Raw genomic sequence first — 17,688 nt, forward strand, 5'->3', positions numbered from 1 at the left:
AATCAAAAATGAATACAAATATACAAAGTACGGGAAATGTAATTACAGCAAAAGTTATTAATGTATTTTTAATTTCTATAATTTTATTATTAAATACAGCTAATTTATTTTCACAACAATTACCATCAAGTATTGCAAATAAATACCGAAACACAATTGATTGGAGTATTTCTGATAGTTTTAATAATGATAATATTAATTTAAATAAATGGACCTATGTTAAGGTATATGGAAAAAGTATTGCTACGTCAGAGTATGCTTTTATACCTAAAGGTAAAGGTTATTTAAGTATTAATGCAAAACGATCATCAAAAAGAGGTGGAGGAATATCTACCAAACAAGCTAGACAATATGGTTTTTATACTTTTAAATGGAGAGCTTATGGATTTAATGCATCAAACGCAACTGGATGGATTCCAGCGGTTTGGGGTGCTGGTCAAAATTTTGGAAAAGAGGTAAGAAGAATTAATCCATTTCCTAATAAAAGATTAGAATTAGATGCTATAGAAATTTATGGTCACAATGGAAGGACTCAATGGAGAGCTCAATCTATAGCATGGACAGGTTTTCATCCAAACAATACATTGGTTGAACAAAGATTAATTGCTGGAAAAACAGATTTTACTAATTGGAAAATTCATGGACTTGAATATCATCCTAACTATGTTCGTTTATGGCAAAAAAATAACGGAACTTGGAGGCAAATAAAAACGGTTTGGTTTGTTAATAACTCTACCAACGCTAATAGAATAAATAAAACTCATAATAATAAACTATATTGGATATTATGGAATGTACTTCATAACAAATCAAATAACCTAAATGATTCAGCTCTTCATGTAGATTATTTCTATTACTTTCCATATAAACAGACAAATTCTAATGTTAGTAATAATAATTTAGAGAATACGGTAGATTATTCAGAATCATTAGGTGTTTTAAAAAGTAATGAAGATATAATTAGTAGCAATATAACTTCTGTTAAGAGTTTTCCAAACCCATCGTACGGTTCAAGTATTAGTATTGATTATAATATAGTAGCTGAAGGAAATGTTAATTTAATAGTTTTTGATACGAATGGAAAATTGATTTCAACTTTAGTTAGCAATGAGTTTTTAAAGACAGGAAATTATTCCAATAACATTGAAACATCTAAGTTTCCAAAACCGGGAGTATATTATTGTAGATTAGAAACGAACAAAGGGGTAGAAACACATAAAATAATTATTTCAAAATAATAATGTTATAATTTTAAGTTTTCCAAACGTGTTTTATAATCAAATTGTAAATCTTGATGTAATGTTGTTAGTTTTCTTTCGATAAGTTTTATTTCTCTGTAAAAAAGATTAAGTAATTGTTGATTTTTAGTGATTGAAGGTTGAACTGAGCGTAGTTTCCTACAAAAATAGAGTAGGAGTTCAACTTCAGTTTCTTTTATATTAGAATATCTAATATAGGTTTTCGTAATTTTAAGAGTTTTTCTGATAGTTTTTTTCATATAAAAAAATGAAGAGGTATTCATCCCTTTAAACAATAGATCAATCTCCTTTTTAATTTCGTAAATATAATCTTCCTCATTCTTAGACTCAAATAACAAATAGGTAAGTAGTTCTTTGTTTTCTTTTTTAAACTTAGAAAGTCTTAAAACAACCTCTATAAGCTCAGTTCTATCTAGGGTGTTTAATTCAGTTTTAAGTTGATTAACATTTGCAGTATCCATTGTATTGAGTTGTAAATTGATATACTAAAATAGGAATATTTATAAAAACAAAAACCTCGCAAATAGCGAGGTTTTTGTTTTTATATAAAAGAATATTATTGAATACCTACTAAGTCTCCAGCCATATCTTTAGATGGTAAATCAGATTTACCCATTAAGAAAATATCTACTTGACGAGCAGCTTCACGACCTTCAGAAATTGCCCAAACAATTAATGATTGTCCTCTACGCATATCTCCTGCAGCAAATACATTTGGAATGTTTGTTTGGTAGCTACCATACTCAGCTTTGTAATTAGAACGAGCATCCGTTTCAATTCCTAATTGTTCAGCAATTGTAGCTTCTGGACCTGTAAATCCAAGAGCTAATAAAGCTAAATCACAAGGCCATATTTTCTCAGAACCTTCAATTTCAATTAATTGAGGTCTTTGTCCTGGAACCATTTTCCATTCAACATTAACAGTTTTTAATGCTGTTAATTTTCCGTTTTTATCTTTGATAAATTCCTTCGTATTAATCAACCAGTTTCTTTCACATCCTTCTTTATGAGAAGTAGATGTTTTTAACTGTAATGGCCAATAAGGCCAAGGAGTAGTTGGTGATCTGTGTCCAGGTGGTTTAGGCATAATTTCAAAATTAGCCACAGATGTTGCACCTTGACGGTTAGAAGTACCTACACAGTCAGAACCTGTATCTCCACCTCCAATAACAATTACATTTTTACCTGTTGCTAAAACTTGGTCTTTTACTTCTTTACCAAAAACAACTTTAGTTTGTTGTGTTAAGAAGTCCATAGCTTGTACCACACCGTCAGCATCAATACCAGGAGTTGGTAAAGAACGTCTTTGTGTTGCTCCACCACATAAAGTAATAGCATCAAAAGCTTTTAATTCATCAATAGAAACGTTTACACCTACGTTAGCGTTTACTTTAAAAGTAATTCCTTCAGCTTTTAAAATAGCGACACGACGATCTATAATTCCTTTTTCCATTTTAAAGTTAGGAATACCATAACGTAACAATCCTCCAACTTCATCATCTCTTTCAAAAACAGTAACGGTATGTCCTGCTCTGTTTAATTGTTGCGCTGCAGCTAAACCAGCAGGTCCAGAACCTACAACAGCTACAGTTTTACCTGTTCTAGTTTTAGGTGGTTGTGGTTTAATCCATCCTTCTTTAAAAGCACGCTCTACAATGTTTTTTTCTATATTTTCAATAGAAATAGGATCTTCTATAATACCTAATACACACGCTTTTTCACAAGGTGCTGGACATAAACGTCCTGTAAATTCAGGAAAGTTATTTGTAGAGTGTAATATTAAAGAAGCTTTTTGCCACTCTCCTTGGTGTACCATGTGGTTAAAATCAGGAATTAAATTTCCTAATGGACAACCACTATGACAGAAAGGAATACCACAATCCATACAACGAGATCCTTGTTCTGTAATTTCAGTCTCATTTAAAGGGACTGTAAATTCATTATAATTATGTACGCGCTCTTCAACAGCTTTGTACGATTCGTCTTTTCTTTCGAATTCTTTAAATCCAGTTACTTTTCCCATATTATGATACTGTTAATTCTTCAAACATTGGTTCTTCATTTGCAATACGCTCTAAAGCTACTTTGTATTCTTTAGGCATTACTTTTACAAACTTAGCTAAGTTATTTTCCCAGTCAGCTAACACTTGTTTACCGCGATTACTGTCTGTATAAGCAACGTGCTTTTCAATCAATCCTTTTAATTCAGCTGCATCTTCTGCAGTAATAGGATCAAAGTCTATTGTTTCTTCGTTACACAATCCATCTGTAAATTTACCTGTTGTATTTAATACATAAGCATAACCACCAGACATACCTGCGGCAAAGTTACGACCTGTATCTCCTAATACAACAACTCTACCACCAGTCATGTATTCACAAGCGTGATCACCAACACCCTCTACTACAGTAGTAGCTCCAGAGTTACGAACTGCAAAACGTTCACCAGCAATACCGTTAATATATGCTTGACCTTTAACAGCACCAAACAAACAAACGTTACCTACAATAATATTGTCTTCTGCAATAAAATCAGCTTTGGCTGGTTTCTTTACAATAAGTTTACCACCAGACAATCCTTTACCTAAGTAGTCATTAGTGTTACCCTCTACAGTATAAGTTATTCCTTGTGCTCCAAATACTCCTAAACTTTGTCCGGCAGAACCTGTAAAGTTTAAGTTTAAGGTATCTTCAGGCAAACCTAAATGACCATAAATTTTAGAGATTTCGTTAGAAACAATTGCTCCTACGGAACGATCTGTATTGCTAATAGGATAATTTAATGTAGTTACTTCTTTTCTAAAGATAGCAGCGTGTGCATCTTTTAAAATTTGAAAGTCAATTACATTGTCTAAGTTATGATCTTGTTTTTCAACATTCTTAACTGGTAAATCACTATATCCAGCAGGCTGGTGTAAAATAGCAGATAAATCTAATCCTTTAGCTTTATAATGATCAATAGCATTGTTTGAATTGATCTTTTGAGTTTGCCCCACCATTTCATCCATAGAACGGAATCCTAATTGAGCCATAATTTCTCTTAATTCATTTGCTACATAGTAGAAAAAGTTAATTACGTGTTCAGGAGTTCCCTTAAAGTTTTTACGTAATTCTTTATCCTGAGTAGCAATACCTACAGGGCACGTATTTAAATGACACTTACGCATCATAATACATCCTGAAGCTACTAATGGTGCCGTTGCAAAACCAAATTCTTCTGCACCTAACAAGGCTGCAATAGCAACATCACGACCTGTTTTTAACTGACCATCACATTCTACAACAATACGAGAACGTAGGTTATTTAATACTAAGGTTTGTTGTGCTTCTGCCAAACCAAGTTCCCAAGGTAAACCAGCGTGTTTTAATGATGTTAAAGGAGAGGCTCCAGTACCACCATCGTATCCAGAAATCAAAACAACATCTGCTTTCGCTTTTGCTACACCGGCAGCAATGGTACCTACACCAACTTCTGATACTAATTTTACGTTGATACGAGCCTCACGGTTCGCATTTTTTAAATCGTAAATTAATTGAGCTAAATCCTCAATAGAATAAATATCGTGGTGTGGTGGTGGAGAAATCAATCCTACAAAAGGAGTTGAGTTACGAGCATCAGCAATCCAAGGTAATACTTTAGTACCTGGTAATTGACCACCTTCTCCTGGCTTAGCACCCTGAGCCATTTTAATTTGAATTTCTTTAGCAGAACTTAAATAGTGAGAAGTTACACCAAAACGTCCTGAAGCAACTTGCTTAATAGCAGAGTTTTTATTGTCTCCGTTTGCATCTGGCTGAAAACGTCTTCTGTCTTCACCCCCTTCACCAGAGTTAGATTTAGCACCTAAACGGTTCATGGCAATGGCTAAATTCTCATGAGCTTCACGAGAAATAGATCCGTAGGACATAGCTCCTGTTTTAAAACGCTTTACAATTTCGGTCCAAGGTTCTACTTCATCAACTGGAATTGGGTCAAAGTTGGTAAACTCAAACAATCCACGAATGGTTAATAAACCTTTTGCTTGTTCGTTAATAGCGTTTTTATAAACATCGTAAGAAGCTTGGTCATTTAAACGAACAGCTTGTTGCAATTTAGCAACAGTTGTAGGGTTAAAAATATGACGTTCACCATTACGTCTCCATCTATAATCACCACCAATGTTTAAACCTAAACGCTTGTCAATGTATGTATCAGGATATGCGTATTTATATCTTTCGTTAATTTCTTTTTCAATCTCGTACAATCCAATACCTTCAATTCTTGAAGCAGTGTAAGGGAAGTATTTCTCAACAAATTTAGAATTGAAACCAACAATTTCGAAAATTTGAGAACCTCTATATGAGTGTAATGTAGAGATACCAATTTTGTTCATTACTTTTAAGATTCCTTTACCAATTGCTTTGTTAAAGTTATCTACAGCTTTTTGCTCGTCTAATTTAATAAATCCTTCTGTCACCTGTAAACGGATAATTTCGTTTACCATGTATGGGTTAATTGCAGAAGCACCATATCCAAATAAGGTAGCAAAGTGATGTGGTTCACGAGGTTCTGCAGATTCGATAACAATATCAAAATAAGAACGCTTACGCAAACGGTTCATTTGGTGATGAACATAAGAACAAGCTAATAAAGCTGGAATTGGAGCTTTTTCTTTAGAAGCACCTCTATCTGATAAGATAATAATGTTAACTCCGTTGTCTAAAGCTTTTGTTATTTTAGTGATGATTTCTTCTAGACCATCTTCTAAACCATTCATTCCTTTTACCTTGTCATATAACATTTCGATAGTTTCAGCTTTAAAACCATCGATGTTTATATTTCTAATTTTCTCTAAATCATTATTAGAGATAACTGGGTTTTGAATTCTAAGTTTATGACATTGTTCTGCAGTAATGTCAAAAATGTTTTTGTCGTTTCCTAACGCTAAACTAATATCAGTAACTACTTCTTCACGAATACCATCTAAAGGTGGGTTGGTAACCTGAGCAAATAATTGCTTAAAGTAGTTAGGAACTAATTGAGGTCTGTCTGATAAAACAGCAATAGGAGTATCTATTCCCATAGATCCTAAAGCTTCTTTACCTTCTTGTGCCATTGGTACAATTACTTCTTGAATATCTTCAATTGTATAATTGTACAAACGTTGACGAGTTTTTAAATCCAATGTTTCTATAGGACAATTTTTATTGTCATTAGGAACATCTTTTAATCGTAAACTATTTTTAGCTAACCATTCTTTATAAGGTCTTTCAGAAACAATTTTGTTTTTGATTTCCTCATCTTCAATGATTTTTCCTTTGTTCATGTCTACTAAGAACATTTTACCTGGCTCTAAACGACCATGGCTAACGATATCTTCTGGCTCAATTTTTACTACACCAACTTCTGATGACATAATTAATTTACCACTCTTAGTAACTGTATAACGAGAAGGTCTTAAACCATTACGGTCTAATAACGCTCCTACATAATCTCCATCTGTAAAAGGAACTGAGGCAGGACCATCCCAAGGTTCCATAATACAAGAATTGTATTCGTAAAATGCTTTTCTGTCTTCAGACATGGTAGCATGTTTTTCCCAAGCTTCAGGAATGGTCATCATCATTACTTCTGGTAAAGAACGACCTGTTAAAGTTAACAACTCAACAGACATGTCCATAGAAGCTGAATCTGATTTTCCTGGTAAAATTATTGGGAATAATTTCTCCATGGTAGCAGCATCAAACACATCAGATTTCATGATTTCTTCACGAACACGCATTCTAGATACGTTTCCTCTTAAGGTGTTAATTTCTCCATTCTGACATAAGAATCTAAATGGTTGTGCTAATTCCCAAGCTGGCATAGTGTTGGTAGAGAAACGTTGGTGTACCAATGCTAATCTTGTCACTAAATCTGGTTGCTGTAAATCGGTATAGTAAGGTCCAATATCTTCTGGCATAATAATACCCTTATAAATAAGTGTAGTATTAGATAAAGAAGGTAGGTAGAAGTAACTAGCTTCAGACATTTTAGAGTTACGGATAGTGTGCTCAGTAATTTTACGAGCAGCATATAACTTAGCTCTAAAAATATTTTCTTCTAGCTCTCCTTGAGCAACAAATACTTGCTCAATATTTGGCTCAGATGCCAATGCAATTTCTCCCAATTGAGAAGAGTCCACAGGAACTTCTCTCCAACCTAAAACGGTTAATCCTTGGTTTGAAATTTCTTTTTCAAATACATCTTTACAAAATTTGTGTTGATTCGTGTTTTTGGGTAAAAACACCATTCCTACAGCATATTTACGCTGTTCTGGAATTTCAAAATCACAAACTCTTTTAAAGTAATCGTGAGGGATATCTATTAATAATCCAGCACCATCTCCGGTTCTACCGTCGGCACTAACACCACCACGGTGTTCTAGTTTCACTAAAATTTCTAATGCATCATGAATAATTTGGTTGGTTTTTTCACCTTTTAGGTTACAAATAAAACCGGCACCACAGTTTTCATGTTCAAATTCTGGTAAGTATAGTCCTTGTTTCTGTATCATATTTTATATAAATATAGGCGACAAAATTACGCAAATATTAATCAATATCAAACTATCAGAGTAGTTACATAAGTTTGTTTATTCAATATTGTTGTTTTGTTGCGAATAATTTATTTATGTCGTCTTTTTATTGTTAATGTGTTAATTTTTATCCTTTGTTTTTTTGAGGTTCAAAATATCTAAGTACTAAGATATTAAGTTGCTTTGTAATAAAATCCTGTGTTTTAAATATTTAGCTTATTTAGACTGAGTATGTATTGCGGGTGCTTAAAATTCTTGTTTTTTTAATAACAAATAAAAGCCTGTCTATAAAGGTATAGACAGGCTTTTGTAATAAGTTGATTAACTCTGTAAAAAATATTTTATTTAGCAAATTTTAAAACTCCTTTATCAGTAGTTAAAATATATACTCCATTTGCTAAGTCAGCAATGTTTACTTGGCTGCTTACTTTTCCTGCTTTTATAGACTGTCCAACAATATTGTAAATAGTGTAGCTGTCATTTACGTGCTCTGCATTAAAAGAGATTGAATTGGCATTTACAGAAACACCCTCTAAAGCAAGTTTGTTAGTGGATAATGTAGTTGAGTCTATATTAAATAATTCAGGACTAACATAGCTAAATATAGTGGCATCTGTACTTCCGTTATAACCATATCCTACAACTTGAATTCTTACTCCAGTAAGGCTTTCAGATATATTTGGAACGGTTGCTGTTACTGTTGCAGATTGTTCTGAAGCACTATTGGTTACAATAGTAGTACCTGATATTGCTTCTGGTATAGATGCATAATCGTTTAAGAACCTAACTCTAATGTCTAAGTCGGTTCTGGTAGGGTCTTTTTTTAATGCTGTAAAATTAACACCAAAAGTAAGAGTTTCACCTTCTGTTAATTCACCATTAGTGCTTGCTCCTGAACCACCTATGCTTGTGTGGTACTCTGTAGGTGTAGAGCTGTTAATGCTTGTAATTGAAACAGCCGCACTAACTTCTACACTTTCATCTGCGTTGATAGCAAAAGTTGTAGATGTACTGTTTACAAATCCACCACCTATTTTAGATGCACGAATTTGAATTCTTGCAGGGTCTATTCCAGGGTTAACCGCTGGTATTGTTACTGTAAAAGTTGTAGTAGTTGGTGTAGCGCTATCAGCAACAGTTTGTGTTTGTTTGGTGCCTGCTATTTCAGTCCAGTTGTTTAATAACCTAAGAACAAGGTTGTCAGCTCCTGCTACTACGTTTTCATACTGAACTGTTACTGTTAAAACAGTACCACTATCTAAATTTGGATTAGCTGTAAGATAATCTGCTGCAGTAGAACCATTAATATCGGTTATGCTAATAGTTTGTGCATTTACAAACAATGTTGTTAGTAAAAACGCAATTAATAAAGTAATTTTTTTCATTATAGTTAGTTTTTGATGTTAATAATGATAAAAATAATATTTTTAAAGATGTAAAATTAACATAAGTAATGTTTTGTGAGCTGGGTTAGTGTACTGTAACTGTTGTGTGTTGTGTTTGCTGTGTTTATGGTTAGTTTTGTACAGTTTATATCTAGTTTTTAAACAAATGTAATTGGTGTTTTCCTATGCTTTTTGGAGGTTTGTAATGATGTTATTAAAATTAAAAAGCTTACTAGTTGGTTTTTATAAGAAATAATTGATATGAAAATAAAAACCCCAGCATTTTAAATGCTAGGGTTTTGTATAATATAATTATCGTTATGTGTTTATCCGTTCATAGAAATTAAAAACTCATCATTATTTTTAGAGTTTTTGATACGGTCTTTAATAAATTCCATAGCTTCTACAGGATTCATATCAGCTAAGTATTTACGTAAAACCCACATACGTTGTACTGTTTTTTCGTCTAATAATAAATCATCTCTACGTGTACTCGATTTTATTAAATCAATAGCAGGGTATAAGCGTCTGTTGGCAATATTTCTTTCTAATTGAAGTTCCATGTTACCTGTTCCTTTAAATTCCTCAAAAATTACCTCGTCCATTTTAGAACCAGTTTCGGTAAGTGCAGTAGCAATAATACTTAAAGAACCACCGCCTTCTATGTTACGGGCAGCACCAAAAAAACGTTTTGGTTTGTGTAGTGCGTTGGCATCAATACCACCAGATAATATTTTTCCAGACGCAGGAGCTACAGTGTTGTATGCTCTAGCCAAACGAGTAATAGAATCTAAAAGAATGACTACATCGTGACCGCATTCTACCAATCGTTTTGCTTTTTCTAAAACAATATTGGCAACTTTTACGTGTTTTTCTGCAGGTTCATCAAAAGTGGAAGCAACAACTTCTCCTTTTACATTACGCTGCATGTCTGTAACCTCTTCAGGTCTTTCATCAATTAATAAAACGAGTTGATATACTTCTGGGTGGTTGGTGGCTATAGCGTTGGCAATGTCTTTTAACAACATTGTTTTACCTGTTTTAGGTTGTGCTACAATCATACCACGTTGTCCTTTACCAATAGGAGCAAATAAATCTATAATTCTAGTAGATAGAGAGCTTCTACCTCCAGATAAATTAAATTTTTCTTCTGGGAAAAGGGGAGTAAGGTGTTCAAAAGAAACACGATCTCTTACTTCTTTAGGGTTTAATCCGTTAATTTTAGAAACTCTAATTAAAGGAAAGTATTTTTCACCTTCTTTAGGAGGTCTTACAACACCTTTTACGGTATCTCCTGTTTTTAAACCAAATAATTTAATTTGAGATTGAGATACATAAATATCATCAGGAGAAGATAAGTAGTTGTAATCGGAAGATCTTAAAAATCCATAGCCATCGGGCATCATTTCTAAAACACCTTCACTTTCAATAATTCCATCAAACTCATAGTTAGGGTCTTTAAGACTCTTTCCTTTGTTGTTTTTATTGTTTCTAGGGTTGTTGTTTCTAGGAGTTTTACTATTTGGATTGTTGGGGGTGTTTTGTTGAGGAGTATCATTCTTTTTAGGATGATTTCTTCTAGGAGCAGCTGCAGGTTTTTCTTTAAGAACTTTAGGCTCTTTATTTATTTCTTCTTTTGTAGAACCCTCTTTTGTAGAATCTTCTTGTGTAGGTACACTCGTAACTTCTGTGTTTTTTTCTACTCGTTTTGGTCTAGGTTTCGGAGTTTCTCTATTGTTTATAGGTTTTGCAACTCTAGGTTTTCTTTTGGGTTCTTCGAGTTTTGCTTCTTCTTTTACAGTCTCGGTTTTTTTTGGAGTTTCAGGTTTGTTTGCTGCAATTGCGGCTTGCTCATCTAAAATCCTGTAAACTAAGTCCATTTTTTTTAATTGACTTGTTTTTTTTAATCCAATTGTTTTTGCAATTTCGTGTAAATCCGCAAGTGTTTTTGCTTTTAATTGTGAAATTTCGAACATTTATAAGTATGTATGATGATAGTAATAGATGCAATAGAAGTATAGGTCGAAAGATTATACGGTTGCAATTTGATATTTGACTTTTTTGAAAAAATTAGTTATAGTATATAAGTATTTGTACTATAACAGCTTACTTCGCTAAAACAAATATAGTTTTTTTTTTAATGTAACAAAGTCTTTAATAAATAAAAAGAAAATGTAAATTTGTGATAGTTATTTTAAGAAAAAGCATGATTCAAAGAATTCAAACAGTTTATTTATTCGTAGCATTTATTGTTGCAGGAGTGTTAACCAATTTGTTTTCTTTCTTTCTGCTTTCAGATAATGTATCATTTTATTTAGTAGATACATTTGTAAGTAGCTCCGTTCTTTTAAAATCCGTAGGAGTGTTTTTTGTGCTCTCAGCAATTTTGTCTTTAGTCGCTATTTTTAATTATAAAAAAAGACAAAATCAATTTGTTGTAGGTAGAGTAAATATTCTGATCAACTTCTATTTATTGAGTGTATTGATGTACGTATCTCTAAAATTACCTGGAGAAATGCATATTTCTGAGAAGGGTGTTGGGATTTACTTTCCAATTGTGATTATTGTTTTGCTAGTCATGGCAAACAAAGCAATTAAGAAAGATGAAGATCTCGTAAAATCTGTAGATAGGTTACGATAAACTCAACATCTTAGTTTATTTAGTGCGACTAAAACCCTAAAGTTTTTTCTTTAGGGTTTTTTTATGTTTAAAAAGTACTTTTTTACATTCAGAATATTAATGCTAGAATTCAATTTTAAATTGTAATTTTGCATATTACAAAAAATAGAAGATGTTAGATAAATTAAGAATAGTTAAGCAACGTTTTGATGAAGTTTCGGATTTAATCATCCAGCCAGATATTATTACCGATCAAAAAAGATACGCTAAGCTTAATAAAGAATATAAAGACTTAAGTAAAATAGTTGAGAAAGGTAACGAGTATCAAAACATAGTAGCAAATTTAGAAGAGGCAAAAGAAATTATTGCTGATGGTTCTGATGCAGAAATGGTCGAAATGGCCAAAATGGAGCAAGAAGAAGGAAATGAAAGATTGCCTCAGCTTGAAGAGGAGATTAAATTTATGTTAATCCCTAAAGATCCAGAAGATGCTAAGAATGTAATTGTGGAGATTAGAGCAGGAACAGGAGGAGATGAAGCTAGTATTTTTGCTGGAGATTTATATAGAATGTATACTAAATATGCATCTAGCAGAGGTTGGAAATGTGAGGTAGAGGATATTGCTGATGGTACTTCTGGTGGATTTAAAGAAATTATATTTAGTGTTTCTGGAGATGATGTTTATGGTGATTTAAAATTTGAGTCTGGAGTACACCGTGTACAACGTGTACCACAAACTGAAACTCAAGGTCGTGTGCATACATCTGCGGCAACAGTAATGGTGTTGCCAGAAGCTGAAGAGTTTGATATTGATATGAAACAAAGTGATATACGTGTTGATTATTTTTGTTCATCAGGTCCAGGAGGACAGTCTGTAAACACTACTTATTCAGCGGTCCGTTTAACGCACGTTCCAACAGGTTTGGTAGCTCAATGTCAGGATCAAAAGTCTCAACATAAAAATAAAGACAAAGCTATGAAGGTTTTACGTTCTCGTTTGTATGAGCAAGAATTAGAAAAAAAATTGGCAGCGGATTCTGAAAAAAGAAATTCTTTGGTAGCTAGTGGAGATAGATCTGCTAAGATTAGAACTTATAACTACCCACAAGGACGTGTTACAGAGCACAGAATAGGATTAACACTTTATGATTTAAGTAATATTGTGAATGGAGATATTCATAAAATTATTGACGAATTAAAAGTAACCGAAAACACAGAGAAATTAAAAGAATTAGGAGAAGCTAATTTATAAGTTGCTCTTTTCTAGTTTTTAGATATAAAAAAAGCCCCTTGCTATGTTAGGGGCTTTTTTTACTTTTATTACCATCTGTTGTGGGTCCGGTATTGTTTAAAAATGTTACAGTATAATGTCTTTGGAAAATTTGCTATGAACCTAAACTTTATATGTTGTGTTTGTAATCAAATTTTAAACTTTTATAAAAGTGTAAAAGAAAAAAATGTTGTTAAGTAAATTTAGAAAGGAAATACAAAATAAATCTAATAGTTCGACGAGTGGTTGATTATATATGTTTAATGGTTTGTTTGTGTCGGTTTGTTTTAGTTTTAGCTTATAGTTAATAAGTTGTTGTATTTAGTTTGTATAAATTAAAAAGGATTCTATCTAATTTTTTATTTTTACTTATATATAAAAACTTCATGAAATTAGAATTAACAAGACCTATCGCTTTTTTTGATTTAGAAACAACAGGAATCAACATCGCAAAAGATAGAATCGTAGAAATATCCATTTTAAAAGTATTTCCTAATGGTAATAAAGAAAGTAAAACTTGGTTGGTAAACCCTGAAATGCAGATTCCTGTAGAATCTTCAGAAATTCATGGAATTACAAATGATAAAGTTGCTACAGAGCCTACATTTAAAGAACTAGCTCCACAAGTTTACGAGTTAATTAAAGGTTGTGATTTAGCAGGATTCAACTCAAATAGATTTGATGTTCCTTTGCTGGCAGAAGAAATGTTAAGAGTGGGAGTGGATTTTGATTTAGACAATGTGAATTTTGTTGATGTACAAACTATTTTTCATAAAAAAGAACAAAGAACTTTAACTGCCGGTTATAAATTCTACTGCGATAAAGATTTAGAAGGAGCACACTCTGCAGAGGCAGATACCAATGCAACTTATGAAATATTATTAGCTCAAATAGAGAAATACGATGATATTGGAACGAATGTTGCTGATTTAAGTATGTATTCATCCCATAAAAAAAGAGCAGATTTTGCAGGTTTTATTCAGTTTAACGACAAAGACGAAGAAGTTTTTACGTTTGGAAAATATAAAAATAGAACTGTTTTAGATGTGTTGGCAGAAAATCCAGGATATTATAACTGGATTATGAATGCAGATTTTCCATTGTACACAAAAAAGGTATTAACCAATATTCGACTTAAAACATTGAATAACAAATTAAAATAACTATGTACGTACCCTATCATACATTACCAGATACAGCAAGAGTTTGGATATATCAATCTAATAGAAAATTTACAGAGCAAGAACAATTAAAGGTTGGCGAAATGGCTACTGATTTTGTAGAGCAGTGGACAAGGCACGGTGAGAATGTAAAAGGTAGTTTTACAATACTTTATGACCAGTTTTTAATTATTGCTGTAGACCAAAGTTTTGTAGAGGTTTCGGGTTGTTCTATAGATGCTTCTGTAAAATTAGTACAACAAATACAAGTACAATTTAAAGTAGATATGTTGAATAAATTAGCCGTTGCTTATAAACAAGAAAACGAAGTGTTAATTTCTCCAATGAACGAATTTGCTTCTTTGGCTAAAGAAAATAAAATAACATCAAATACATTGGTTTTTAATAACATGGTAAACACTAAAAAAGGAGTAGAAACACAATGGGAGGTTTCTGCAAAAGAGAGTTGGCATGCCCGTTATTTTAATTAATGTTTAGCGTTGTTTATGAAATATATTTTACTGTTAATTTCTTTTTTTATTTTTCCTAATTGTTTTTCTCAACTGTTAAGTTTTGAAAAAGATCCTTTGTTGTCTAAAGCAAATCCTTTGGGTCAACAAATTTGGGTTGATAGTATTTTAAAGACCTTGTCTTTAGATCAAAAAATAGGACAGTTGTTTATGGTGCAAGCTTATTCTAATAAAGATGAAAAACACCAACAAGAAATAAACAGTTTAATTAAAAATCAACACGTTGGCGGTTTGATTTTTATGCAGGGAACTCCAGAAAAACAAATAGATTTATACAACAAGTATCAGGCTACTAGTAAAACTCCATTATTAATTGGTTTTGATGGGGAATGGGGATTGTCTATGCGAATTAAACCATCATTTGCCTATCCTTGGAACATGACTTTGGGAGCTGTTCAAAATGATTCTTTAGTTTATAGAGTAGGTCAGCAAATAGGAATGCATTGTAAAGAGGTAGGTATTCATATTAATTTTGCTCCCGTAGTAGATATCAATACCAATCCTTTAAATCCTATTATTGGTAATCGATCTTTTGGAGAAAGTAAAGAAAATGTAACAAAAAAATCGATAGCTTTTATAGAAGGAATGCAGAGTGTAGGAGTTTTGGCTAATGCAAAACATTTTCCTGGACATGGAGATACATCCTCAGATTCTCATAAAACATTGCCTGTGGTTCATTTTAATTTGGCCAGGTTAGACAGTTTAGAATTGTATCCTTATAAACAACTGGCACAGTCTAATTTGGCTAGTGTTATGGTAGCTCATTTAGATGTCCCTGCTTTAAAAACTGAAAAAGGACGACCAACTTCAATTTCTAAAAAAGTTGTCACAGATCTTTTAAAACATAAAATTGGTTTTAAAGGATTGGTGTTTACCGATGCCTTAAATATGAAAGGTGTGGCTAATTATACCGCAGCAGATAGCGTTGCGTTAGAAGCTCTTAAAGCTGGGAATGATATGTTACTAATTCCTGTTGATGTTGAGAAAGGAATACAAACTATTAAAAATTCCATTCTTAAAAACGAACTTACAGAAGCTAGATTAGATAGTTCTGTTGTTAAAGTTTTAAAAGCAAAATACTTGGTTGGACTTGCCCATAAAAAAACATTGTTAAAAGAAGGTATTCAATCAAGAATACATACACTGCAAGACGATTTGTTATTTAAAAAAGTAGCAAAAAATGCAGTTACGCTAGTTAAGAACCAAGATAGTTTATTGCCTTTAAAAAGATTAGATACTCTTAAAATTGCTTCGGTTTCTTTGGGAGATGATGATTTTAGCACATTTGTACAAACCTTACAAAAGTATACAGATGTTGATGCTATTAAGCAACTTAGTTTGATAAACTATAAAGAGAAATTAAAAGCGTACAATACCATTGTAATTGGTCTTCATAAATCTGACGAGCATCCTTGGAAATCGTATCAAATTTCTAATTCTGAGTTGGAGTTAATTAAAAAGATAGCTAGTTATAAAAAAGTGATTTTAACAGTGTTTACAAGTCCATATGCTTTGTTAAAATTAGATGATTTTAATACGGTTTCTAATGTAATTGTAGCTTATCAAAATAATGCTATATTTCAATCTGTAGCGGCTCAACAAATATTTGGAGCCTTACCTTTTGTAGGGAAGTTACCTGTGTCTGTATCTACTACTGCTAAAGTTGGTGGTGGTGTTGTTACCAAAGCAATTCAGCGTTTGCAATACGGTTTTCCAGAAGAAGAGGGAATGAATTCTATTCAGTTGCAAAAAATTGATTCTGTGGCTAAATTGGTGATAAAAAAAAAGATGAGCCCGGGATTACAAGTCCTGGTAGCTAGAAAAGGGAAGGTAGTTTTTGAAAAGTCTTATGGATATTATACCTACGACACTTTACATAAAGTACACAATACTTCTATGTACGACTTGGCTTCGTTAACCAAAATATTAGGATCTTTTCCTTTGTATGTAAAAGCTTTTGAAAAAAATATTTACAGATTAGATAGTACAATTGGCGAATTGTTGCCAGAATATAAAGGAACTCCTTTGGAAAATATTTTAGTGATAGATATGTTTGCGCATCAATCGGGATTACAAGCATGGATTCCTTTTTATACCAAAACTTTAGATAGTATTTCTAAAAAACCAATGGACTTATGGTACAAGCACAAACTAGAAAATGGATATAGTTTAAAAGTGGCTAATGATTTGTATTTAAAGGATAGTTATATTGATAGCATATATCAAGATATTAAACTAGCTCCTTTGCGTAAAACTAGAGATTATAAATACAGTGGTTTGCCTTTTTTTTTATTTAAGAAAGTGTTAGAAGAGTATTATAAAAAAACAATGGATGTTTTGTTACAAGATCAGTTTACAATGCATTTGGGTGCTTCCAAATTAAGATACAATCCTTTAGATGTAATAGCTAAAGATAGTATTGTACCTTCGGAACTAGATGCGTATTACCGCTATCAAAAACTACAAGGAACTGTGCACGATATGGCTGCGGCTATGTTTGGAGGTGTGTCTGGTAACGCAGGTTTGTTTGGGAATGCAAATGACGTTGCTAAAATGATGCAGTTGTATTTAAATAAGGGGATTTATGGGGATAAAATATATTTTAGACCCAACACGTTTGATCTTTTTAACAAAGCTTATTTTAAAAATAGAGACAATAGAAGAGGATTGATTTTAGATAAACCTGCTTTGGATAAAGACATTGAGAGTACGTGTAATTGTACTTCTATGGAGAGTTTTGGACATAGTGGTTTTACGGGGACTTTTGCTTGGGCAGATCCTAAAACAGAATTGATATATGTGTTTTTGTCTAACAGAACGTATCCTACTATGGAGAATAATGATTTAGGAAAATACAACATTAGAACTGATATTCAGAAAATAATACAAAATGCAATACTAGAATAA

Annotated in this window: 11 protein-coding genes; 6 read left to right on the plus strand and 5 right to left on the minus strand. The window is 32.4% G+C overall.

The features are described 5' to 3' along the window. Positions 1-8 precede the first annotated feature (8 nt). On the plus strand, positions 9-1,238 hold the full coding sequence (locus FHR24_RS09285; RefSeq protein WP_167187400.1) for a T9SS type A sorting domain-containing protein: 1,230 nt from the start codon (positions 9-11) through the stop codon (positions 1,236-1,238). A 5-nt stretch (positions 1,239-1,243) separates the two neighbouring features. On the opposite strand, the gene FHR24_RS09290 is transcribed toward FHR24_RS09285, so the two are convergent. From FHR24_RS09290 to rho, 5 genes are all read right to left on the minus strand, one after another. Next, a complete protein-coding gene (locus tag FHR24_RS09290; protein ID WP_167187403.1) occupies positions 1,244-1,720 on the minus strand; it encodes a hypothetical protein in 477 nt (158 codons plus the stop codon). A 95-nt stretch (positions 1,721-1,815) separates the two neighbouring features. Next, entirely contained in the window at positions 1,816-3,282 is a 1,467-nt protein-coding gene (locus FHR24_RS09295) for a glutamate synthase subunit beta (RefSeq protein WP_167187405.1), read from the minus strand. 1 nt (position 3,283) lies between these two features. Next, a complete protein-coding gene (gene gltB / locus FHR24_RS09300) occupies positions 3,284-7,795 on the minus strand; it encodes a glutamate synthase large subunit (protein WP_208412323.1) in 4,512 nt (1,503 codons plus the stop codon). A 362-nt stretch (positions 7,796-8,157) separates the two neighbouring features. Further along, positions 8,158-9,201 (minus strand): hypothetical protein, encoded by a 1,044-nt coding sequence (locus FHR24_RS09305; protein WP_167187408.1) that lies wholly within the window; start codon positions 9,199-9,201, stop codon positions 8,158-8,160. A 326-nt stretch (positions 9,202-9,527) separates the two neighbouring features. Then, positions 9,528-11,177 (minus strand): transcription termination factor Rho, encoded by a 1,650-nt coding sequence (gene rho, locus FHR24_RS09310; RefSeq protein ID WP_167187410.1) that lies wholly within the window; start codon positions 11,175-11,177, stop codon positions 9,528-9,530. A 230-nt stretch (positions 11,178-11,407) separates the two neighbouring features. Here rho and FHR24_RS09315 point away from each other — a divergent pair, with 230 nt between their 5' ends. The 5 genes from FHR24_RS09315 to FHR24_RS09335 all read left to right on the plus strand — a co-directional run bounded on the left by FHR24_RS09315 (position 11,408) and on the right by FHR24_RS09335 (position 17,688). After that, the gene (locus FHR24_RS09315) at positions 11,408-11,842 is read left to right on the plus strand and encodes a DUF4293 domain-containing protein (RefSeq protein ID WP_167187413.1); all 435 of its coding nucleotides are present in this window, start codon (positions 11,408-11,410) and stop codon (positions 11,840-11,842) included. Between the two features lie 151 nt (positions 11,843-11,993). Then, positions 11,994-13,073: a peptide chain release factor 1 gene (gene prfA / locus FHR24_RS09320; RefSeq protein ID WP_167187416.1), complete on the plus strand. Its 1,080-nt coding sequence runs from the start codon at positions 11,994-11,996 to the stop codon at positions 13,071-13,073. A 404-nt stretch (positions 13,074-13,477) separates the two neighbouring features. Then, positions 13,478-14,254 carry a 3'-5' exonuclease gene (locus FHR24_RS09325; protein WP_167187420.1) on the plus strand — a complete coding sequence of 259 codons (777 nt, stop codon included), beginning with the start codon at positions 13,478-13,480 and terminating at the stop codon, positions 14,252-14,254. Positions 14,255-14,256: 2 nt separating this feature from the next. Beyond that, positions 14,257-14,742, plus strand: coding sequence for an ABC transporter ATPase (locus FHR24_RS09330; protein WP_167187422.1), 486 nt, complete (start codon positions 14,257-14,259; stop codon positions 14,740-14,742). 15 nt (positions 14,743-14,757) lie between these two features. Further along, positions 14,758-17,688, plus strand: coding sequence for a glycoside hydrolase family 3 N-terminal domain-containing protein (locus FHR24_RS09335; protein ID WP_167187424.1), 2,931 nt, complete (start codon positions 14,758-14,760; stop codon positions 17,686-17,688).

Origin of the sequence: Wenyingzhuangia heitensis (genome assembly GCF_011762155.1) — a bacterium.
GTDB lineage: Bacteria > Bacteroidota > Bacteroidia > Flavobacteriales > Flavobacteriaceae > Wenyingzhuangia > Wenyingzhuangia heitensis.

What these genes read in the sequence shown, in the direction of transcription:
- FHR24_RS09285 (WP_167187400.1), top strand. Translation starts at nt 9, where the DNA reads ATGAATACAAATATACAAAGTACGGGAAATGTAATTACAGCAAAAGTT.
- FHR24_RS09290 (WP_167187403.1), bottom strand. Translation starts at nt 1,720, where the DNA reads ATGGATACTGCAAATGTTAATCAACTTAAAACTGAATTAAACACCCTA.
- FHR24_RS09295 (WP_167187405.1), bottom strand. Translation starts at nt 3,282, where the DNA reads ATGGGAAAAGTAACTGGATTTAAAGAATTCGAAAGAAAAGACGAATCG.
- gltB (WP_208412323.1), bottom strand. Translation starts at nt 7,795, where the DNA reads ATGATACAGAAACAAGGACTATACTTACCAGAATTTGAACATGAAAAC.
- FHR24_RS09305 (WP_167187408.1), bottom strand. Translation starts at nt 9,201, where the DNA reads ATGAAAAAAATTACTTTATTAATTGCGTTTTTACTAACAACATTGTTT.
- rho (WP_167187410.1), bottom strand. Translation starts at nt 11,177, where the DNA reads ATGTTCGAAATTTCACAATTAAAAGCAAAAACACTTGCGGATTTACAC.
- FHR24_RS09315 (WP_167187413.1), top strand. Translation starts at nt 11,408, where the DNA reads ATGATTCAAAGAATTCAAACAGTTTATTTATTCGTAGCATTTATTGTT.
- prfA (WP_167187416.1), top strand. Translation starts at nt 11,994, where the DNA reads ATGTTAGATAAATTAAGAATAGTTAAGCAACGTTTTGATGAAGTTTCG.
- FHR24_RS09325 (WP_167187420.1), top strand. Translation starts at nt 13,478, where the DNA reads ATGAAATTAGAATTAACAAGACCTATCGCTTTTTTTGATTTAGAAACA.
- FHR24_RS09330 (WP_167187422.1), top strand. Translation starts at nt 14,257, where the DNA reads ATGTACGTACCCTATCATACATTACCAGATACAGCAAGAGTTTGGATA.
- FHR24_RS09335 (WP_167187424.1), top strand. Translation starts at nt 14,758, where the DNA reads ATGAAATATATTTTACTGTTAATTTCTTTTTTTATTTTTCCTAATTGT.